Raw genomic sequence first — 20,803 nt, 5'->3', positions numbered from 1 at the left:
GACACGTCTTAGTTTGAAAGAACCAAGAAATTCAGCATCAATTGATTGTGACACAGATCACTACAGGCTATGCAAAAATGCATAGTCACCATTGAGGTTATGCGCTTTTGCATAGCTATAAATGGCAGATGTGATCCGCTGTAAAGTTTCAAATCGAGTCTGCAGAGTTTGATTGAGGCCGCATTAACCCAGAGTCAAAATAGTCTTACATCAGGTTCAATAGCAAAAGGTATGGCTTAGTGATTAAGCATGCCAAGGCGAATTAGCGTCATTGCTATTTTTAAGGAGTTACCATGAAATTAACACGATGCGCAGCCTTGTTAGCTGTACTACTTGGCTCAGCGGGGTTAGCGGGAGGCGCAATTGCAGCTGACAACCTTGCTGACTTTCACTCAGAAAATCAAGATTGTGAAAGCTGTCATTTACCAAGTGGTGAATTGTCTAATGACAGCTTAACTTATGAAAATGAACAGTGTGTGTCGTGTCATGGCACGTTAGCGGAAGTGGCAGAAAGCAATACTCGTGAAAATTATAATGCCCATGAATCTCACTTCCCAGGTGATGTCGCATGTACATCATGTCATAGCGGCCATGAAAAATCAGTCGTGTATTGTGACTCTTGCCATAGCTTTGAGTTTGATATGCCATTTGGCAGCAAATGGGAGCGCTACGAACCTACGATTGCAGAATTAGCAAAAGATGCAGCAGATCGTAAAGCGGCATTATCAGCAGCACCAAGTGACATTGTGAATGTGGTGGTTGTGGGCTCTGGTGGCGCAGGCTTCTCAGCCGCAGTGGCAGCAACGGATGCAGGCGCTAAAGTTATTTTGATTGAAAAAGAGCCAGTGATTGGTGGTAACGCTAAATTGGCTGCAGGTGGTATGAACGCCGCGTGGACTGATCAACAAAAAGCTAAAGATATTAAAGATAGCGTTGAGTCTATGTATAAAGACACCATGAAAGGTGGTCGCGAGTTAAACGATCCTAAGTTAGTGGATGTATTAACCTCTCACTCTAAAGGCTCTGTTGATTGGATGACAGGCATGGGCGCTGATTTAAATGATGTTGGTCGTATGGGCGGCGCATCAGCTAACCGTTCTCATCGTCCTACAGGAGGTGCAGGTGTAGGGGCTCACGTCATTCAAGTGCTTTATGATAATGCACTTAAGCGTGATATCGACATGCGTATGAATACCCGTGGTGTTGAAGTTATCAAAGATGATTCAGGTAAAGTGGAAGGTTTACTGGTTAAAGGTAAATACAAAGGTTACTACTGGATTAAAGCTGAAGCGGTCGTCATGGCAACGGGTGGATTTGGTCGTAACAATGAACGTGTCGCTAAACTTGATCCTAAGTTAAAAGGCTTTATTTCAACTAACCAGCCAGGTGCGACAGGTGATGGTTTAGATGTTGCGGGTAACGCTGGCGCAGGCATGACAGATATCCAATACATTCAAGCGCATCCTACTTTGTCAGTGAAAGGCGGGGTGATGGTGACTGAAGCGGTGCGTGGTAACGGTGCCATTTTGGTTAATAAAGAAGGTAAGCGCTTCGTTAATGAAATCACTACTCGTGATAAAGCTGCTGCGGCGATTCTTAATCAAACCGGTAAAGTGGCTTACTTAATCTTTGATGATTCAGTGCGTAAATCATTGAAAAAAATCGATAAGTACATTCAACTTGGTGTCGTGCCATCAGCTGAAACGCCAGAGAAGTTAGGTAAAATTGAAGGTATTGACGGTAAAGCACTAACGGCAACGATTGCTCAATACAATAAGTTAGTTGCAGCAGGCAAAGACACTGACTTTGAACGTGCGAACTTACCACGTGCATTAAATGAAGGTCATTACTACGCCATTGAAGTTACACCAGGTGTGCATCACACCATGGGCGGTGTCTCAATTGACGATAAAGCGGAAGTGCTCTCAGAAGATAAGAAAGTGATTCCTGGTTTATACGGTGCAGGTGAAGTGACAGGTGGTGTTCATGGTGCCAACCGTTTAGGTGGTAACGCAATCTCTGACATTATTACCTTTGGCCGCTTAGCAGGTGAGCAAGCGGCAGCCTATTCAAAAAAATAGTCATCAATTTTGAATCGGTAGTAACAAAATAGCATGACTCCCCTTCATGTTATTAACTAAAAAGTGAGCCTCATGGCTCACTTTTTTATGTCTGGTTTATCTTTGGTTATCAGTATTGGTGAGCAAGTTAAAACGCATTTTGCCTGTATGCGCGAGCAGTTTATGTAAAGCAAAGCTAATTGAACTTGTCACAGAAATCGTTAAGGTCGCAAAAATGGCAACCAAAATGACGATCTGATATTTGACTGCGATAATGGGGTCTACACCCCCTAAAATTTGTCCAGTCATCATGCCAGGTAAACTGACTAATCCCGTTGTCGCCATGGATGCCAGAATTGGGGCAAAAGATTGTTGCAGCGCTGTTTGCACAAAAGGCGCTGCGGCTTGTTTAGGTGTTGCACCCAAGGCAAGCGCGCCTTGATATTGTGCTTGCTGTTGGTCAAATGCGGCAAATAATCGCTGCAGAGCAATAATATTGCTACTTAAACTATTTCCCAGCAACATTCCTGCTGTGGGTATCAAATATTGCGCATTGTAAATCGGTGTAGGCCGAAATAACCACAACATCATGATGAGCAATATTGGCACAAGTCCTAGTATTAAGCCTGATATAACAGGCGCCATCAGTGGGTGTTTGGGTAAATTAGCCTTGCTGATTATGGCGCTAGCCCCCACAAGTAACATCACGACAAGCCAAATGAGGTTAACCCAAAGGTTATCAAGGTGAAAAAGATACTGCAGATACACACCAATTAACGCCATTTGTACCGTCATACGAGTCACCGCAATGGCCATATCTTTGCCCAAGTGAAGCTGATAAACCTGATTAATCGCAATGGGGGCGATTAATACCAGCATAAATAACCCAAGCGCTAACCAGCTAATATCCATAGGGTGTCTCGTTTAATTGATGAATACATTTCCCCGTCGTTGACAGGCATTGTAGATAAAATATGAGCATAAAAAAGCGCCTTATGAAACCATAAGGCGCAGATAGATTCACGTTAGCGTGTCACGCTATGCTATTACTGAGAAGCTATGGCTTACTGAGAATTTGGTTTATTTCATCAGACGCGACAGCCTTATCTTGTGAATTGTCTTGTGAATTGTCTTGTGAATTGTCTTGTTCGTCTTCAATGACAGGCTCTAATAACTCATGGATGACATTATCCACAAAACCTGCACCAGCAGCTTCGTACAAGTTATATACGCTGTCTACACCTTGCTCTTTGAGTGACAGTGCATCTTCTGAGTACTGGACTATCGCACTAATTTTGCCTTTATACTCCAGTTTTTTCAGTTGCTCTACAGCAAACATATTCCCCACATGGTGCGGCATGGCAAGTAACACGAGTTCTAGACTTGGGGCACGCTCAAGCTTTTCCCAAAAGTCGGTATCGCTGGCATCACCTTGCACCACATTACGGCCCTCATTACGATGAAAATCGACCAAATCTTGTTTATGTTCAATTCCTAGAATTTCGCCTTTATATTTACTTCGAAGCTCATCGTAGGCGCCCGAGCCAATGCGGCCCATACCTAGAATCAAAAAGCGTGGATTGCCGACAGGAATTTGTCTGTCTTCAGGATGCAATGGGTGCTTTTCTAAGGTCGTTACTGTTGTCTGAAAACGCTGATAAATGCGGTTGACGCTGGCATTCAGCGGCGCTGCAATTAAAAAGCTAATACTTAACGCTACGGCGAGAATAATCAGCCACTCAGCAGGTAACCAGCCTTTTTGCGCGGCCACGGCTGCTACGATTAAGCCAAACTCACTGTAATTACCTAAGTTAAACGATGCAAACATTGATGTACGAGCACGCAGTTTAAAGCGAGTTAATATGACAAAGAACAGCATGATTTTAAACGGCACTAATAGTACCAATAGGCCTGCTAAACCGACATCTTCAATGGTTGGTAGTCCATTTAAGCCAATCGTTAAAAAGAACGCCACTAAGAACAGTTCTTTAAAGTAATAAATTGATTTGGCCAGCTCAGAGGATTTAGCGTGACCAGCAAGTAAAATCCCCATGATCAAGGCGCCTAAATCTGGCTTTAATCCGACCGCCTCAAATACCCAAGCGCCCATAACCAATGCCATAGCAAGACCAAATAGAATTAGCATTTCACCGTGGCCAACACGATCAAACACTTTATAAATAACCGGTTTTAACAGCGGCAATAACAATAAACCCAGAGCATAAACTGAGGGGAATTCACCTTTAGAGATAGTTAAGAACAAGACAGCGAAGATATCTTGCATGATCAAGATACCAATAGCGATACGGCCGTATAACGCTTGGCCATCACCGTTTTCATCTAGCACTTTAACGGCAAATACCGTACTGGAGAAGCTTAATGCGAAGCTCAGCAGCAATAGTTGGTTCATTTCAAGATCAACCAATCTATCTAAGCCAACCAAGCCTAACAATTTAAGGATAGGTAAAAAGAATAGAATTGAGCCAACTAAGTGAAGACTGGAACTGGCCCAAATCTCCGACTTAAGTAAACTTTTAACATCCAGCTTTAAGCCAATGGCGAACAGTAACAACATGACGCCTAAGTCTGCTAACTCTTGTAGCAGTGGAACACTTTCATCTTGTACGCCAAAGATAAACAGTAAGAAGCCGGCCGCTAAATAACCAATGAGCGGAGGGAGTCCCACTCGGCTGACTAGCATGCCGCAAAGAAGGGTAATAATGAAAATTGCTGGTTCCATAATGCCTTAAGTCTAGTTGTTGAAAAGAGGTTGTAGGTAAGTAGATTGTATAAGAAATTAATTAACTTGATATTAAAAATTGCGTATGAAATAAAAAAATGGCCAATTTAATTACTAAATTGACCATTTATCAGTAGCTTACTATGTGGTGAAATTATTTTTTAAGTAATAAATCTAGGTGTTCAGCAAACGGTTTAGGCCCCATAAAGCCTGTTACTCGTAAATCTTCACGTTGGTTGCCATTTTCATCAAACATCAACAAGGTAGGTAAGCCTAATACGCTGAAATGTTCTAGCAATTCCACATCAATCGCATCACTCTTAGTGACATCAGCTTGTAGTAACACCATTTGATCTAAACGTGCCATCACTTCAGGGGCAACAAAGGTAATGTTTTCAAACTCTTTACACGCCACACACCAGTCGGCGTATAAATCTAACATTACGGTTTTGCCACTAATACTGGCCTTATCGAGTTCAACTTCTAAATCTTCTACAGATTTAATAATTGTAAACTCAGCATGCTCAACTTTAGCTGTTTGACTAATTTGAGTGCTCATTGAAGGCGCTTGCATCCCCAATGCAGACATTACCGCTTGGAAACCATACGAGAAACTAGCAAGCAAAGTCAGCATCAGTAGCACGCCTCGAGTGGTTTGCTTCCAGTTAAATTCTGAAAGTTTATTCTGGTGCATTAAGTAGCCAGTTAAGCTAATGCCCCAAATTGACCACAGTACATCAGATACTACGCCAGGCCAGATACGGCCGACCATCACAATCGATACCGAAATCAGTAAGAAACCGAAGATGGTCTTGATGATATCCATCCATGCACCTGCACGAGGTAACAGCTTACCACCAGATGTACCAATAATAAGAAGGGGAACCCCCATGCCCATGCTTAATACATACAAGGCTAAGAAGCCTTGGAGCAGATCACCACTTTGTGCAACATAAATAAGCGCACCAGACAGCGGCGCAGTAGTACAAGGGGAGGCCACTAAGCCTGAAATCACGCCCATAAAGAATACGCCAACAAGGTTGCCACCTTTTTGGTTATTCGACAGGGTGTTCATTTTGTCTTGCCATTTACCAGGTAGACGCAGCTCGTACAGACCAAACATCGATAAACTTAATAGCACAAACATGACGGCTAAGAAGATTAAGATAGCGGGATGCTGCAGCGCCGCTTGAAACTTCATTCCGGCAGAAGCTACCACTAAACCTAATAGCGAATAGGTGATGGCCATACCTTGAACATAGGCCATCGATAAGGTGAATGCTTTAGCCGTTGATAACTGCTTGCCTTGGCCAACAATAATGCCAGACAAAATAGGGTACATTGGGAATACACATGGGGTTAACGCTAATCCAATACCTAAACCAAAAAAGATAATTAAGGTCCACATTAGACTGTCGTTAGCTAACATCTGGCTCAAACTATCTTGCTGAGTAATTGGCGCTTGTGTGTCAGTGTTTTCTGAGGCGTTATCAGCCGCTTTCTTTGCTGCATAAGCATCGCCGATGATGGCTTTTTTCGTTGCAATTTTACCGTCGTTTGCTTCAACCGCATCTAAAATGACATCACGCTTGGTTGGTGGGTAACATAGCTTGCCTTCAGCACAGCCCATAAAGGTTACTTGTACTTTGGCATCGTCAGCGGCTTCTTTTATCGCTAATGGCAATGTAACAAATGAATAGTAAACGGCTTGCTCGCCAAAGTACTCGTCATCGTGCATCTTGCCTTTGGGGAGGTCAATATCACCAATCACAGCGCCATCGGCACTAAATTGCAGTTTGTCGCGGTACATGTAGTAACCGTCAGCAATGACAAAGCTTATGGCGACTTGATTACCTTTTTGCTGGTAATCAAATACAAAAGCTTCTTCAACGGGCATTAATTCAGGCTCATCTTGCAAAAAACTGAATTTATTACTGTTGCTAAAAATGTCTTCACTGTGAGCTAAAGGGGAGAGCAGCAGTAAAGTGGTAAATATAAGCGCAAATATTTTTTTCATGATTGAGAAGTTTCTTTTATCCATTGTAAATAGTTTGGCAAGCCTTGAGCGATCGGCACAGCGATTAACTCTGGTACTTCATAAGGGTGTTGTTGGATCACTAATTGTTCAATGGCATCATAATGACAGGCCAAACATTTTATGTGCATTCCTACTTCACTACTATGACAAACCTCATCCTCCCATACATAGACTGACTCCATTTGTGGATACAGTTGTACGCATGCTGCCAGCTTTGCATCGACTAAGGCACTAGCCAGTTTCTTGGCACTGGCAATATCAGGACAAGTTGTTATAACTAATAAATACGCTGCTGACATAGGGAGTCTATCATCTTTGGTTTATCTTAAAGTTAGCTTAAGCTTAATAACCTAAAATAGGTGATTGCCAAGGCTGGTATATTTATCACGACCCTTTATTGCAACTAATTTTCATTATTCACAATAAAGCAATACTGTACGATTTTTTGTAATCGGTTGCATTAGTCATTAATGATTATCGTGACGCGTCTTGAATTAAGACCCGACTACCCCCATATATCGTTCATAGCCAATGAAAAAATTGAGGCCAACATGCTGTTAGTTATATTTTTAGTGTTTATTCTTGTCCCTGCTATTGAATTATCAGTACTGATTTCAGTAGGTGAAGTGTTCGGCTCATTAAATACCATTGCATTAGTGTTTTTAACTGCGATTGTGGGTGTGTCATTGGTTCGTAGCCAAGGCTTGAGCACCTTGATGTCTGTGCAATCTAAGCTTGAGCGTGGCGAAGCGCCAGGCAAAGAAATTGTTGAAGGTATGATGCTTGCTGCTGCTGGTTTATTACTGTTATTCCCAGGGTTTGTGACTGACTTTATTGGTTTATTACTGCTTACCCCCATCACTCGCTCGCCGATTGCGAGTTATATTTTTAAACGCATGCAAATGCGAGTTGTTGCTGGTGGCGGTTTTCAAGGACAAGCTGGACAAAACCCGTTTGGTCAACAAGGTTTTGGTCAAAATCCATTTGATCAAGGCCGTCATGGAGATAACGGTAATACGTTCGATGGCGACTTTGAGCGTAAATTCGATCCAAGTGAATTAACCCCAGAAACTCATCAAGTTGAAGTGAAAGATATCACGCCAAAAAGCGACGAAAAGTCAGAAGATGAAAAAACGAAATAGCGACGCGATTTAAGTCACTGCGCTATATACCTTAATGCTGACGCAATTAAGGAAAGACTGCCCATTTCGTATAAATGCGACTAAAAAAGAAAGCCGGCTGAGAATACTCAGCCGGCTTTTTAGTTATGTTTTTTGTTACTGCTTAGCAAATATTAATCACTGGAATGAGCAACGGCATCATCCATTTTTTTACCCATTATAAAAGCGCTAATGGTGCCACCAATCCAACAGAGTAAAAAGGCGTACATTGCCAAAGTGGCCGACGTGGGTAAGTTGGCAGTGACACTCGCGTGCACTGCGCTATATATGGCTGTAAAGTCTAAGGCGATGTTACCTGCGACAATATCATCGGCTATGGCTTGAGCTCGCTCGATAACCACAATCATCATGGCGCATAAACTGGCAAAACAGGTGATGATAATACCCCAACCCATTGCCTTTTTGCCCAAATATAAATGTCCTGTGCCAGGGCAGACAAAGGCATTGAGTAGCGCGGCATTAATGGGTTTACTCATAAATGATTCCTCATATTCTTCCTTGAATGCTTGCGTCATGACACTCGGTTACATAAACCTGTATAACGCTACGTTATGACACATTGGGCAAGTAATACAAATTAATAAATCGTCATCTTGATAAGTTGCTAAAGCGCCAGATGTTAGATTCCAGATGGCTTAGATAACGCTGTCAGCAGAGTTTGTAACGCCACTATCACTACCGCTATTACCATTTGAGTTATTATTGGTGTACTTAACCGAAGGGTGTTCAGTTATTCTGCAAGCCATAATGTAACAGGCTATTCCCATAATGACGTTAGTCACTGGTATAGCAATAAGCAAGCCTTTTACGCCGCCCAAATACATGCCTAAAGCAGCCAGTGGCAACATCAATCCAAACAACCTGATGACATTAATGACTAATGACTTGAGTGGTCGGTGGTAGGCATTTAAACAGGTGGCAAACATGATAACGATAGCCAGCCAGCCGTACGCAGCAGGCAATACTTGAATATAAAAACTCAGCCAATCGATGACTAAAGGGTCGCTACTGAACAACTTAGCAATGGATTCGCCACTTAACAATATTGGAATATACATTAAGCTTTGAAACACAAATGCAAACCGTAGTGCGAGCAACATGCCTTCTTTGGCTCGCTTGTGTTGTCCGGCCCCGAGGTTTTGCCCAACAAATGGCATAAGACTGGAGGTCATCGCCATGGTGACTACAATAAATAAGGTTTCTAAGCGAATACCTGCCCCATAAGCTGCCACAGCGGCTTGGTCTGCTCGGGCTAGCATGGCTAATATCACCCCATTGGCAATAGGATTTAGCATATTCATTAAGGCGGCAGGTCGTGCAATGTGACCTAATGTTTTCCAGTTCTTTTTTATCCTTAGCTTACATAAACTCATCATTTCGAGGATTTGTTTTTTAAACACTAAGATATAAACAGACACGGTAAATGAAACGACCCAAGAGACCAATGTCGCAATGGCAGCCCCTTGGATTTCTAATCGTGGAAATGGCCCGATACCAAAAATAAGGAAGGGATCTAAAACCAGATTAATAATGGCGGCAACAGACATAATAATTGCTGGTGAGCGGGTGTCACCAGTTGCTCTTATTCCTTGGTTACCGACCATTAATAAGACTAAAAGTGGAGCACTGATGAACCAAATCAGCATGTAATCGTGGATCAGTGGTAACGTTTTTTCGTTTGCCCCCATTAGGGTAAACAATGGGTCAATGGCCATAATTCCTACTGACACCAGGACACTGACTAATAAAAACGTCAGTAATAGGGCATCAAACAAGAAATTTTTCGCTTTATCATGATGACCAGCGCCAATGAGCCTTGCTAAGTTTGTTGATACAGCGGCACCAATGCCTATTGCAATACTTGCAAAAACAACAGCGACAGGAAAAGTAAAACTGACAGCAGTAAGCGCATCAGTCCCTAATTGGCTAATGAAAAACGTATCTATAAGGCTTCCACCATAAATGGTGAGGATACCGATAAGGTTAGGGAAACTCATGTTAAATAGCACGCGGCCAATGGGTGCGCTGAGTAACCCGTGTTTATCTATCATTAATCTCGACTTAAACACGAAAACGGGAGGCAAATACTACCAGCATTCATTCTGTATTAATAAATACTCGCTACAAATTTTACAAAAAAATCGCAGTTTTTTAGAAAAGCCCCTTGGAACTGTGATCATCTACCCCCATATATCATTCATCAAAGGGTAAATACCCTTATCATTTGTTTAAACCGCCTCGTTTGTGGGCAGCAATCATTAGGAGAGTCCGTAGATGAATATTCGTCCATTACATGACCGCGTAATCGTAAAACGTTTAGAGGTTGAGTCAACTTCAGCGGGTGGCATCGTATTAACTGGTAGCGCTGCAGAAGTATCAACACGTGGTGAAATCCTAGCTGTAGGCAATGGTCGCATCTTAGAAAACGGTGAAGTTAAAGCCCTTGACGTAAAAGTCGGCGACGTAGTGATTTTCAATGAAGGTTACGGTGTGAAGAAAGAAAAGATTGATGGTGAAGAAGTTCTTATCCTATCTGAATCTGACTTAATGGCAGTTGTAGGTTAATCCGCGCTATTAAATCGCTTTCAATCAACAAATTTTAAGGAACAGAAAAATGTCAGCAAAAGAAGTGAAATTTGGCAGTGACGCACGCGTTAAAATGCTAGACGGCGTAAACATTCTTGCAAACGCAGTAAAAGTGACGCTAGGCCCTAAAGGTCGTAACGTCGTTTTAGACAAAAGCTTTGGCGCACCGCTAATCACTAAAGATGGTGTATCGGTAGCAAAAGAAATCGAACTAGAAGATAAGTTCGAAAACATGGGCGCACAAATGGTGAAAGAAGTTGCTTCTAAAGCCAATGACGCTGCGGGTGACGGTACCACTACCGCTACTGTTCTTGCACAATCAATTGTGACAGAAGGTCTTAAGGCTGTTGCCGCGGGTATGAACCCAATGGATCTTAAGCGTGGTATCGACAAAGCCGTTGTTGCCGCCGTGACTGAGCTTAAAGCATTGTCTCAAGAGTGTTCAGATTCTAAAGCGATTGCTCAGGTTGGTACTATTTCAGCTAACTCTGACGAATCAATCGGTGAAATCATTGCTACTGCAATGGAGCGCGTCGGTAAAGAAGGCGTGATCACTGTTGAAGAAGGCCAAGCACTAGAAAACGAATTAGACGTTGTTGAAGGTATGCAGTTTGACCGTGGTTACCTATCACCATACTTCATCAACAAGCCAGAAACTGGCAGCGTAGAGTTAGATTCTCCATTTATCTTATTAGTTGATAAGAAAATCTCTAACATCCGTGAATTACTACCGATTCTTGAAGGTCTAGCAAAAACAGGTAAGCCATTGCTTATCGTTGCAGAAGACGTTGAAGGTGAAGCATTAGCAACATTAGTTGTAAACAACATGCGCGGTATCGTTAAAGTCGCTGCTGTTAAAGCACCAGGCTTTGGTGATCGTCGTAAAGCAATGCTTCAAGATATCGCGATTTTAACTGGCGGTACTGTTATCGCGGAAGAAATCGGTCTTGAAATTGAAAAAGCGACATTAGAAGATTTAGGTACAGCTAAGCGCGTAGTTATCACTAAAGATAACGCAACCATCATCGATGGTAACGGCGAGCAAGTTCAAATCTCTGCACGCGTATCGCAAATCAAACAACAAGTTGAAGAATCAACGTCTGACTACGACAAAGAAAAGCTACAAGAGCGTATGGCTAAGTTAGCTGGCGGTGTTGCAGTGATTAAAGTTGGCGCAGCGACAGAAGTTGAAATGAAAGAGAAAAAAGCGCGCGTAGAAGATGCATTACATGCAACTCGTGCTGCAGTTGAAGAAGGTGTTGTACCAGGAGGCGGGGTAGCGCTAGTACGTGTTGCATCTAAAATTGCTGAAGTTGAAGTGAGCAACGAAGATCAAAAACACGGCGTTATTATCGCACTACGTTCAATGGAAGCACCACTTCGTCAAATCGCGACTAACGCAGGTGAAGAAGCATCAGTTGTGGCTAACAACGTGAAAAATGGTAACGGCAACTACGGTTACAACGCAGGTAACGACACTTACGGCGACATGCTAGAAATGGGTATTCTTGACCCAACTAAAGTAACCCGTAGTGCACTACAGTTTGCAGCATCTATTGCAGGTCTTATGATCACAACAGAAGCAATGGTAGCTGAAATTCCACAAGAAGCTGCAGCGCCTGATATGGGCGGTATGGGTGGAATGGGCGGTATGGGCGGCATGGGCATGTAATCTAACTGGTTAAAATTGGCTATTACTGTGTTGCTACTCGCTCACATACACAAAACGTATGCTTCGCTTGCAGCGCCTCGTACTAGTCAATTTTTCCTGCGTTAGATGATTATTGTTGATGTTGGTCTAAAGCCTAAAAACTTAGAACCGAACTTCTTGCAAAAGAAAGTGAAAGCCCCGATACCGTTAGGTATCGGGGCTTTTTGTTAATTGGGTAATTTAAGAATTAGTTTACTCTGCCCCAACTTACTCTAAGGTTTTTAGTGATGAGTAAATATTTCGATAATTCAGTAATATAATCGTATTTGCTGGTTGAATTTTGAACCCTTCAACCCCATTAATAATATGGGTATCTAATCAGTTTGAGGAAATTTAATGGAACAGTACGATCTGCAGTTATCTTCAGTTAAGCACACGTCTCCTGATGGTATAGAAATGGGGGTTATGAGTAATGGGATTCCTTATTTAGGGGCAAGAGGACTTGCATCTTTATGTGGTGTTGCACCCAGTGTAATTATTACTTTAGTTAAGGATTGGGCAGAGCTCCGCCTCAAACCAAGAGGTAAATCCATAGAACGTTTAATAACATCTCAAAATGGTGACCCTAGCCAGCTTTATGTACCTATCAAGGTTGATGGTAAGACTTACCATGCGATCAATGATACTAATTGTATGGCTATCCTTGAGTATTATGCTTTTGATAGTCAGACACCATCTCAGCAAGCTCAACTCAACTATCGTAATTTAGCAAAGTTAACTCTTAGAAAATTTATCTATGAACGAACTGGTTATAATGTTGAGGACAACCTCCCACACTATTGGAAAACCTATCACGCTAGGATTACTTTAAATGACTTACCTTCGGGTTATTTTAGTGTGTTTTCTGAAATTGCTAATTTAGTTATTTCAGGAATACGAGGAGGGATGCCTTTTGACCATCAAACAATGCCGGATATTAGTGTTGGTATTGCTTGGGGAAAACATTGGACAAATAATAATTTAAGCACTCGGTTTGGTGAAAGATGTAAGCACCAGCATAAATTTCCTGAAGACTTTCCCCAAAGAGATCCCATGGCATGGATTTATCCAGTCGATGCTTTAGGCGAGTTTAGAAAGTGGATGGATGATGTTTATGTGACTCAAAAGTTTGAGCAATACCTGAATACTAAGGTCAAATCTGGAAAACTTAATAATGTAGATGTAACAGCATTGATTGAAGCTGTACAGCCAGTAAGGTTAAATTAAAAATTATCATCAATAATAATTGGGTAAGAATAAACTTTTCCTAGTTTATACCTACAGAATACTAGTTGAATGAAAATTAAAGCCCCGATACCGTTAAGTATCGGGGCTTTTTGATCGTGAGAGGAAGCATCATTTGGTTTAAGTTTACTCTGCTTCCAGTTATTTCTTTAGCTAGCTTTAGGGAGCATAGGATATTGCAGAAGCTGAGCGAGTTGTTGATTGATTTTGGGACTCATTTGCTCGCTCAAAAACTCTATTCCTAATGACAGCACTCCATTACGACCAGCATTACTATTGCTCACTTTGGCCTTGATTTTAAGTGGCACAGTACTCGCGTCTAAACTAATAGCTAGCTCAATCAATCGGTCTAAATGATGCAAGGCTTTAGGTTGGCTATCGGTTTTAAAGCGACAACCCGATACCGAAATATCATGGATTGTTCCAGTCAGTACTTGACTACGTTGCTCAGAGTTAGCTTGCTGAACGCTCAAGCTAGCTGGGAGCTGAGTACTCAACCTTGCCTGTTTGCGCAGGCTAATCATCTCTAATTTTTTTGGGAAGTCGATAAACAACAGATAATAGGGAGCTCGACTTACCGACTGAATACGGACTTTAAAGGCAACGCAGGCACCTGTGTCACCTTCAATAATTGATCTTACGACCACAGTCTGTCCTTCAACTAGCATATTTTCTTGAGTACGAAATACCGTTTTAGGTAACGCCACTAGAAAGTACTTGCCAGCTTGAGCACCTACAACACGACCTTTGATGCGCTCGTTACTAAAAAAAGCGAACTCGATGTCAATTTGACTATCAGCATTAAGCAAACCTAAAGTGTGATTGATTTTCTCTGGTTCAGTAACAAGCTGTACGCGTTTATTAGTCACTCTAATGCCACCTCGTGATAAATAGGCCGCAGCCTAAAATAAGTCTAGATTTAGACTTATGCTAACGGATAAATAGGCTACTAATTTGCCATTTGGCGCCAAGCTTGATGGGAAATAATAAAAAAGAGTCAACCAATGCTAATGCCCTTGAGTCATCATGGTGAGAGTTATATGCCCGTTTATGGCATACTTGTTTTCATGCTATGGATCATTCTACTTATTGTCATTGCTGGCTGCGTATTCTTGCCCGGCTTGTGGGTCAATCACATCATTAACAAGTTTAAGCAGCCTGCAGATCGCTACCGTCAGCAAGGTAGCGGTGGTGAACTTGCACGTCACCTTCTAGATCGTTTTGGCCTGCATGACGTCAAGGTTGAAGAAACTCCCGACGGTGATCATTATGATCCCACCGCTAAGGCTGTTCGCCTAACGCCAGATAACTATTCTGGTTACTCCCTGACTGCTGTGACTGTCGCTGCCCATGAGGTCGGACATGCGCTGCAGGACTCTCGCGGCGAATCTCTATTTCTTGCAAGACAGAAGCTCGCTAGAGCTGCGATGGTCGGTGAGCGAATTGCTGGCATAATGATGTTCGCGGCGCCAGTGGTCTTTATGCTAACCCGTATACCGCAGGCTGGCGCGTTGACCATTTTGATTGGCGTGCTGTCGATGGGGTTGAGCACTATTGCACATCTGGTGACTTTGCCAGTGGAGTTCGACGCCAGTTATGGCAAGGCGCTGCCCATACTAAAAGAGGGCAATTATCTGCATGACGGTGACCTAAAACATGCGGAGAAGATCCTAAAAGCAGCGGCGCTCACCTACGTGGCTGGCTCGCTTGCCAGCTTACTCAATCTTGGCCGCTGGATAGCGGTGCTACGTCGTTAATAGGATAAGTGGGTCAGGGTCAATTTAAAAAAACTATATCAATAAGACGAAAATCAAAGCTCTGATACCTAACGAAGCAGAGGCTTTCATATGCTTAACCTTATAAAGGTTTTCTTCTTTTAAGATCAGATAATCCATGCTCTCGACGATAGAGAGGGTTATTTTCTAGCATAGTAAGAATTGCAGTGTTCAGTTCTTTTTCGCTAGGCTCTTGATTGATTTCATCCCATTTGTCCAAATATTCATAGAGTTCTAATCTTACTTTCCAAGCTCGTTCTTGGCAGTAGTACTCCGATTTGACCCATATTGATGGTGTTCCCCTCGTTGCTGAACCGTAGGCCGCACAATAGGAGTAACCATAACCTCTTAATTCTGAACCAATCCAAAAGCTGTACATGACACTTGAAATTATTATCAATGGTATTGATATAGCTGCAGTTTTTATGATTGTTTTCATTATATTATCTTTGAACTTTTCCATAAAAACGAGCAGAAACATATAGTCCATGGCTGCTAATATTGGAATAAAGAAAATTGCGCCAAATGCGAGATCTCTGTTAGCAATATAAATACGACCATCTCTTATTTTGTCTATGTTGCTTATTTCTTCAAAAAAGACATTCCCGCAGACATAGAACATAAAAGTAAAGAGACAGATGAATAATAGTGACAAAAATTTTAATTTTTGTTTACTCATAGGATTTTCAATATGCTTAACTTCCTGTTTAGTCATTAGTAGTTAATTACTCGATATGGAATGCCAAATAGATTGTGCAGAAACAGTAAAGGATCATTATTATATTGTCTTACAGCTTTATTAATTTTATTATTTAAATTTGAAGTATGAGTCTGTAAATCTTTTTCTAATAAAATTAGTGCTCCAACTAATTTGTTAGACCAATATGTGTTATCTATAAGCATTGAACTAAAAATACCGATCAATGTACCTGTGACAACAATAACTGCTAAACTGCCAATTACGACCGTTGTGAAGGCCGCTGCTGTGAAAACTAATCCCCAAGCAATAGTCATGCTGCCAGCAGCTATTACAATATCAACGGCCATACCTGCAACAAAATCATGCCAGGTTTTTTCATCGCTCATCAATTGATCATATGCATGAAATGTTGCAGAAATCAGAATGGTAACAACCCCACCTGTCTTAATAGTTTTCAGTGCTCCAACTTTTCCTATCCCCATGGAGATGACCTTAGGGTTGTTGGCTAAATATCGAGTGCCAGTAAGATCTCTTCTAAGACCTGCATATCCTTGGAATATGATAAAGGATTTACCAGAATAAGTTGCGAGCTTATATTTATTGAAAACATTCCCACTTCGCTGCATTTCAATTGCTAGTGCACCTAGTGCGATACTATCATCAAATACCGGTATAAAACCGCTTAATGTTTTAATCGAGTCTCGGTATTTATCCCAATATTGTTTGCCTGCTGCAGATGCATTGGAAAGTACTTCGCCCACTTCATTTACAGCTTGCTCTTTAGTCATCCCCTGTTTTAGTTTGTGACTAATATTTAGTTCAATGAATTCGGCAGCGTTCATTTGTACTAAGGTATGTTCGTTACCTGATAATATTTTGGTGAGTTGTTTTTTTCTTTGGTAATCGTGGGTCGCTCTTTTGGCATAAGCTGACATGGAATATCCTTATATTTCGTGTCTCAATCCTTTTTATAATGTCAATTGTACCTTGCTGTGTGATTTATGTAATCTAGTCTTAATAGCTATTTAAAAGCTTTAATACATTCTTAATGATGTATCGAGGCCAGTTAGTATCAATACAGAAAAATAATTTTATTTATTATTTTGTTCCAACACTCATTTCAAATTCATTGCTGGTTAAAGCTGAAAGCTTGAAGCTAAACTTCTTGGGTAAGAAATTATAAAGCCCTGAAACCTAGCAATTCTGGGCTTTTATTAAAGTATATTAGCATTACGTTCCGTTAGGATTGCGTTATTTTCTCTTAGCCAAAAACCTATTAGATATTAGATGTGACAGTTTATATGTTGTTCTAAGCGCAATAAGTTAGTCGGTGCTAGGCAAGATATAAGGCACGAACCCGAAAACCACCCTGTGCCCTCTACAGTTGCTGCAATTCAAGTTCTTTAACGTATCTACCACGTGTGAATAAGCCATATTTGTCGATACGGTAATTCGCTCTATTTCTCTGCCTTCTTTATCATATAAGGTTTCCTTTTTTATCGATTCTTGAGCCGCGGGTTGTTTTATTTCAATAGGCGGCTCTGAACCATCCAATATGGACTCTAATTTATTCCTCATTACAATCGAATCGCGTAGGTCACTTTGTGAGGCCTTTTCCATCCATTTTTCTGCCAGCTTAAAATCTTGTTCAACATACATCCCATACATGTAATACAAGCCTAATTGATAATGTGCTGGCGGGAAGTCTAACTGTGCAGCTTTTTTTAAGTAGTAAATGCCACGGCTATGACTCACATCCACGCCATTACCAAGCATATAAACGTGAGCTAAGGCCATATGTGCTAACGGGACATTTTCTCTAGAGTACTGGCGAAATGCTCGAACTTCTTCTGCGCATGTGGTCTCACAAAACTCTGAGGATGCAAAAGAAAAGCTCGTTGTTGAAACAAACAACATCACATAAATAATGATTTTCATATTCAATCCTTTGACAGTTTATGATCTATATTCAATTTCAGCATCGCAAAATCGAAGATGTACCAATTCTGATACATATTTATCTCTTTTTTGAGTATTAGGGAATAGTAAAAAAGTATCGAACTTTTTGATATTCAAATAAGCCGTCAATTGAGCAATTAACGAATTAACATCACTTTTAGCTCCCTTGTAACTCGTTATAGCTAGAAATTAAGTGTGAAAGAGTGAATCTTTCTAAATTTTTAAAGAAAAACTTATACGCTCATATTGAATTTCACTCATGTGTTGATGAATGCAATTCAATTCATCAATCGAGTGAGTTTATTTACAATTCATTCAACTGACATAATAAACAAATAGAAGTTTGATTAATGAATATCTTTGAATTTATAACCGCGAATATATCGACCTTTTTGGCCTTGGTGGCCACTGGCGTTTTCGCTGGAATTTTAGCGGGTTTGTTAGGTGTCGGCGGCGGGATTGTTATTGTGCCTGTGCTGTTTTTCTTGTTCCAAAGCTTTGGCGTATCAGCTGAGTCGGCGATGTTGGTGGCGACCGCGACTTCGCTTGCGACCATAGTGCCGACCTCTATTAGCTCAATACGATCGCATCATCATAAAGGTAATGTGGATGTTCATCTGCTGAAAGCTTGGTTTGTATTTATTCTATGTGGTGTATTGCTGGGCAGTTGGTTAGTGACTCGCGTTGATGGCACGTTATTGACCATTCTGTTTGGGATGATTGCGGTGCTGTCGGCGCTCAATATGTTATTTAGAACAGGTAAACCTGCGTTGTTTAACGCATTGCCGGGTAGAGCTGGTCAAACGTTGATGGGAACATCGATTGGTTTTTTCAGCTCAATGGTTGGCATTGGTGGTGGGACTATTTCGGTGCCATTGCTTACTTTGTACAACTATCCGGCGCATAAGGCTGTCGGGACTGCTGCTGCAATAGGGCTAATAATATCCTTGCCTGCAGCGCTTACTATGTTGGTATTAGGTAGTACCCCAAGCGATGCGCCAGCTGGCACTTTGGGTTTGGTTAATCTGGTGGGGTTTATCTGCATTGTGCCGCTAACAGTATTATTTGCACCTGTTGGGGCCATATTGGCAGTCAAATTGGATGCGAGAAAATTGAAGAGAATATTTGCAGTAGTATTGCTCATAACAGGCTTAAGAATGTTAGCTCAGTTGCTTATATAAGCATTTCCTATAAACTGCTTTAGAGACTTAAGATGAGTTTATAGCTATAGTGTTCTTGTTGAACACTAAATAGCTTATTTTACAGACGACTGGTGTGTTGCTTTGGTTCTCGGGTTCGTCAAGGTCAGAGTAAACTTTTTCAATCTATCTCAAGTGGATCTGCTGGCTAAATGTTTCCCTTTAGTCTGGCGTGGGCTATGCGCCACGACTTTCTGTATTCGAAAACAAGTTAAAAAGTGAGGTCAAAATAAACATCTCACAGAATCATATCACTTCATTTTATTAATATTATGAGAGTGATAATTGAAAGTCTTGTCCCTTCATTATTTGCTTTGACGCCTTCATTTTACCGTGACGTTATAACTACCTTATAAAACTGATTTCGTTACCCACTATAGGCTTTCGAGTCAAGTGTTTTAGTGTGGTGAGGTGGATTTAAACATTTGCTTTATCAGTGCTAGTTGTTGGCTTAATAAAACCAAACCCTTTTCAACATTCCACTACATATAAGACTGTTAATATCTAGGATATAGCCGAGAATTTAAAAATTTCTCTTGAGTTTCATAAAAGGATTCTCAATAAAAATGTGTAAAATATATGCACTTAATACACTTGATAAAATATAAATTACTACGAATTGCAATATTGAGTTCGAAAGTTGAAGGCTATACGGGATAACGACCATATGAATTGCGTAAAGTGGATATGAAATCTTTGAGATGAAGTGGCTTATTTTTGAGCTTAGAATTTTATTGATTAGGCTTTTAGAGTAGATCGCTCCGAGGATTAATAAGCTATATAAAGCGATAGATATTGCAATTATGAAGATAGTAAGAAGCCAGTTAGCATTATCACTAGCATAGCTTTGTGAGGATAATATAAAGGTAAGCAATGCTAGAGAAAAAAGAACGACGATATTTCCTTTATTTTTTATCCATAAGGGAATTCCATCTCTGGCATAAAAGGTAGCCAGTATCATACCGATAAACAGCCCCAAAAAAGCGTAATGAAATGGTGCTCTGTACTTCCAAAAAAAGTGACTATATGAAATGAAGCTGAGTTCTTCACTAAGAGCTATGTATTGACTGTAAAGTATTAAACTAATAACGGTAAAAGTGATTATCAACAGGATTTTACTGTTAACTTTTAAAAAAAAATAAAGTATGAGGGGGGCTAAAATATAAAACTTAATTTCAGAAGCCAGACTCCAAAGAGATACAATAAAGTTAGAGCCTAAGTAATCTTGTAAGAATACACTGTGAATAGCTAGATCATAAGTAACATTATGGCTATGTATACTATATATACTTGCAGGAAGTAACAGTACGACGGCAATAGAAGCATAGTATATTGGCAAAATTCTAACGCACCGTTTATAGATGTAACTTCTTATGAAACTCTCGAATTTTGAAGGTTCGTTAGGCCATCGGTTTTGCAAATGGTAACCAATTAAAAAACCGCTTAATACAAAAAACAAATCTACACCGCTCCAACCATTAATCATGAATATTACAAAAGGAGAGTCGATATTAATGTTGAACTTTTCCAAAGCTCCTTTAACTCCATGGCGAAAAAGAACTAGTAAAATTGCTAGAGCTCTTATTCCAGAAAGGGATTCAATCATCATAGGTGGATTTTTAATAATCAA

At 40.8% G+C, this 20,803-nt stretch carries 18 protein-coding genes; 7 read left to right on the top strand and 11 right to left on the bottom strand.

Features of this window, described 5'->3' with window-relative positions; translation table 11 throughout:
* The first annotated feature begins 293 nt into the window (after positions 1-293).
* The gene (locus J8L86_RS12990) at positions 294-2,081 is read left to right on the top strand and encodes a flavocytochrome c (protein ID WP_065109672.1); all 1,788 of its coding nucleotides are present in this window, start codon (positions 294-296) and stop codon (positions 2,079-2,081) included.
* 96 nt (positions 2,082-2,177) lie between these two features.
* Here J8L86_RS12990 and J8L86_RS12985 read toward each other — a convergent pair whose 3' ends face one another.
* From J8L86_RS12985 to cutA, 4 genes are all read right to left on the bottom strand, one after another.
* A complete protein-coding gene (locus J8L86_RS12985) occupies positions 2,178-2,972 on the bottom strand; it encodes an ABC transporter permease (RefSeq protein ID WP_211030712.1) in 795 nt (264 codons plus the stop codon).
* 145 nt (positions 2,973-3,117) lie between these two features.
* Positions 3,118-4,800 carry a cation:proton antiporter family protein gene (locus J8L86_RS12980; RefSeq protein WP_211030709.1) on the bottom strand — a complete coding sequence of 561 codons (1,683 nt, stop codon included), beginning with the start codon at positions 4,798-4,800 and terminating at the stop codon, positions 3,118-3,120.
* A 154-nt stretch (positions 4,801-4,954) separates the two neighbouring features.
* The gene (locus tag J8L86_RS12975; protein ID WP_211030707.1) at positions 4,955-6,817 is read right to left on the bottom strand and encodes a protein-disulfide reductase DsbD; all 1,863 of its coding nucleotides are present in this window, start codon (positions 6,815-6,817) and stop codon (positions 4,955-4,957) included.
* The gene (gene cutA / locus J8L86_RS12970; protein ID WP_065109676.1) at positions 6,814-7,137 is read right to left on the bottom strand and encodes a divalent-cation tolerance protein CutA; all 324 of its coding nucleotides are present in this window, start codon (positions 7,135-7,137) and stop codon (positions 6,814-6,816) included. The genes J8L86_RS12975 and cutA overlap by 4 nt, the downstream gene beginning before the upstream one ends.
* Positions 7,138-7,389: 252 nt before the next feature.
* Between cutA and J8L86_RS12965 the strand changes: the two genes are divergently transcribed.
* Complete coding sequence (locus J8L86_RS12965; protein WP_119967774.1) at positions 7,390-7,980, top strand: FxsA family protein; 591 nt, start codon at positions 7,390-7,392, stop codon at positions 7,978-7,980.
* 152 nt (positions 7,981-8,132) lie between these two features.
* On the opposite strand, the gene J8L86_RS12960 is transcribed toward J8L86_RS12965, so the two are convergent.
* Together J8L86_RS12960 and J8L86_RS12955 are read right to left on the bottom strand one after the other, a co-directional pair.
* Entirely contained in the window at positions 8,133-8,495 is a 363-nt protein-coding gene (locus tag J8L86_RS12960; RefSeq protein ID WP_211030706.1) for a hypothetical protein, read from the bottom strand.
* A 159-nt stretch (positions 8,496-8,654) separates the two neighbouring features.
* Complete coding sequence (locus tag J8L86_RS12955) at positions 8,655-10,070, bottom strand: MATE family efflux transporter (protein WP_211030704.1); 1,416 nt, start codon at positions 10,068-10,070, stop codon at positions 8,655-8,657.
* Between the two features lie 223 nt (positions 10,071-10,293).
* Between J8L86_RS12955 and J8L86_RS12950 the strand changes: the two genes are divergently transcribed.
* The 3 genes from J8L86_RS12950 (at position 10,294) to J8L86_RS12940 (ending at position 13,522) form a co-directional block, all read left to right on the top strand.
* Positions 10,294-10,584 carry a co-chaperone GroES gene (locus J8L86_RS12950; RefSeq protein WP_055022857.1) on the top strand — a complete coding sequence of 97 codons (291 nt, stop codon included), beginning with the start codon at positions 10,294-10,296 and terminating at the stop codon, positions 10,582-10,584.
* A gap of 49 nt (positions 10,585-10,633) precedes the next feature.
* Positions 10,634-12,277 (top strand): chaperonin GroEL, encoded by a 1,644-nt coding sequence (gene groL / locus J8L86_RS12945; protein ID WP_211030702.1) that lies wholly within the window; start codon positions 10,634-10,636, stop codon positions 12,275-12,277.
* Positions 12,278-12,652: 375 nt separating this feature from the next.
* Positions 12,653-13,522: a hypothetical protein gene (locus J8L86_RS12940; RefSeq protein WP_211030700.1), complete on the top strand. Its 870-nt coding sequence runs from the start codon at positions 12,653-12,655 to the stop codon at positions 13,520-13,522.
* 167 nt (positions 13,523-13,689) lie between these two features.
* On the opposite strand, the gene J8L86_RS12935 is transcribed toward J8L86_RS12940, so the two are convergent.
* The gene (locus J8L86_RS12935; protein ID WP_211030698.1) at positions 13,690-14,409 is read right to left on the bottom strand and encodes a flagellar brake protein; all 720 of its coding nucleotides are present in this window, start codon (positions 14,407-14,409) and stop codon (positions 13,690-13,692) included.
* A 135-nt stretch (positions 14,410-14,544) separates the two neighbouring features.
* On the opposite strand from J8L86_RS12935, the gene J8L86_RS12930 reads away from it, so the two are divergent.
* Positions 14,545-15,297 (top strand): zinc metallopeptidase, encoded by a 753-nt coding sequence (locus J8L86_RS12930; protein ID WP_247663390.1) that lies wholly within the window; start codon positions 14,545-14,547, stop codon positions 15,295-15,297.
* Positions 15,298-15,397: 100 nt separating this feature from the next.
* Here J8L86_RS12930 and J8L86_RS12925 read toward each other — a convergent pair whose 3' ends face one another.
* The 3 genes from J8L86_RS12925 to J8L86_RS12915 all read right to left on the bottom strand — a co-directional run bounded on the left by J8L86_RS12925 (position 15,398) and on the right by J8L86_RS12915 (position 17,953).
* Positions 15,398-16,030: a hypothetical protein gene (locus tag J8L86_RS12925; RefSeq protein WP_211030696.1), complete on the bottom strand. Its 633-nt coding sequence runs from the start codon at positions 16,028-16,030 to the stop codon at positions 15,398-15,400.
* A complete protein-coding gene (locus J8L86_RS12920; RefSeq protein ID WP_211030694.1) occupies positions 16,030-16,950 on the bottom strand; it encodes a hypothetical protein in 921 nt (306 codons plus the stop codon). Before J8L86_RS12920 ends, J8L86_RS12925 begins: the two co-directional genes overlap by 1 nt.
* Before the next feature lie 388 nt (positions 16,951-17,338).
* Positions 17,339-17,953 (bottom strand): tetratricopeptide repeat protein, encoded by a 615-nt coding sequence (locus J8L86_RS12915; protein WP_211030692.1) that lies wholly within the window; start codon positions 17,951-17,953, stop codon positions 17,339-17,341.
* A gap of 371 nt (positions 17,954-18,324) precedes the next feature.
* Here J8L86_RS12915 and J8L86_RS12910 point away from each other — a divergent pair, with 371 nt between their 5' ends.
* The gene (locus J8L86_RS12910; RefSeq protein WP_211030690.1) at positions 18,325-19,155 is read left to right on the top strand and encodes a sulfite exporter TauE/SafE family protein; all 831 of its coding nucleotides are present in this window, start codon (positions 18,325-18,327) and stop codon (positions 19,153-19,155) included.
* Positions 19,156-19,696: 541 nt separating this feature from the next.
* Here the strand turns inward: J8L86_RS12910 and J8L86_RS12905 are convergent.
* Positions 19,697-20,803: an acyltransferase gene (locus J8L86_RS12905; protein ID WP_211030688.1), complete on the bottom strand. Its 1,107-nt coding sequence runs from the start codon at positions 20,801-20,803 to the stop codon at positions 19,697-19,699.

The sequence above is a fragment of the Shewanella sp. MMG014 genome, assembly GCF_018100775.1.
GTDB classification, from domain to species: domain Bacteria; phylum Pseudomonadota; class Gammaproteobacteria; order Enterobacterales; family Shewanellaceae; genus Shewanella; species Shewanella japonica.
Note: the sequence above shows the minus strand (reverse complement) of the source record. Positions and strands in the feature narration are given on the sequence as shown.

Excerpts from the sequence above, each read along its gene's own strand:
- J8L86_RS12985 (WP_211030712.1), bottom strand. The coding sequence starts at position 2,972 with ATGGATATTAGCTGGTTAGCGCTTGGGTTATTTATGCTGGTATTAATC.
- J8L86_RS12940 (WP_211030700.1), top strand. The coding sequence starts at position 12,653 with ATGGAACAGTACGATCTGCAGTTATCTTCAGTTAAGCACACGTCTCCT.
- J8L86_RS12950 (WP_055022857.1), top strand. The coding sequence starts at position 10,294 with ATGAATATTCGTCCATTACATGACCGCGTAATCGTAAAACGTTTAGAG.
- cutA (WP_065109676.1), bottom strand. The coding sequence starts at position 7,137 with ATGTCAGCAGCGTATTTATTAGTTATAACAACTTGTCCTGATATTGCC.
- J8L86_RS12925 (WP_211030696.1), bottom strand. The coding sequence starts at position 16,030 with ATGACTAAACAGGAAGTTAAGCATATTGAAAATCCTATGAGTAAACAA.
- J8L86_RS12930 (WP_247663390.1), top strand. The coding sequence starts at position 14,545 with ATGCTAATGCCCTTGAGTCATCATGGTGAGAGTTATATGCCCGTTTAT.
- J8L86_RS12990 (WP_065109672.1), top strand. The coding sequence starts at position 294 with ATGAAATTAACACGATGCGCAGCCTTGTTAGCTGTACTACTTGGCTCA.
- J8L86_RS12955 (WP_211030704.1), bottom strand. The coding sequence starts at position 10,070 with ATGATAGATAAACACGGGTTACTCAGCGCACCCATTGGCCGCGTGCTA.
- groL (WP_211030702.1), top strand. The coding sequence starts at position 10,634 with ATGTCAGCAAAAGAAGTGAAATTTGGCAGTGACGCACGCGTTAAAATG.
- J8L86_RS12920 (WP_211030694.1), bottom strand. The coding sequence starts at position 16,950 with ATGTCAGCTTATGCCAAAAGAGCGACCCACGATTACCAAAGAAAAAAA.
- J8L86_RS12975 (WP_211030707.1), bottom strand. The coding sequence starts at position 6,817 with ATGAAAAAAATATTTGCGCTTATATTTACCACTTTACTGCTGCTCTCC.
- J8L86_RS12915 (WP_211030692.1), bottom strand. The coding sequence starts at position 17,953 with ATGAAAATCATTATTTATGTGATGTTGTTTGTTTCAACAACGAGCTTT.
- J8L86_RS12960 (WP_211030706.1), bottom strand. The coding sequence starts at position 8,495 with ATGAGTAAACCCATTAATGCCGCGCTACTCAATGCCTTTGTCTGCCCT.
- J8L86_RS12980 (WP_211030709.1), bottom strand. The coding sequence starts at position 4,800 with ATGGAACCAGCAATTTTCATTATTACCCTTCTTTGCGGCATGCTAGTC.
- J8L86_RS12910 (WP_211030690.1), top strand. The coding sequence starts at position 18,325 with ATGAATATCTTTGAATTTATAACCGCGAATATATCGACCTTTTTGGCC.
- J8L86_RS12965 (WP_119967774.1), top strand. The coding sequence starts at position 7,390 with ATGCTGTTAGTTATATTTTTAGTGTTTATTCTTGTCCCTGCTATTGAA.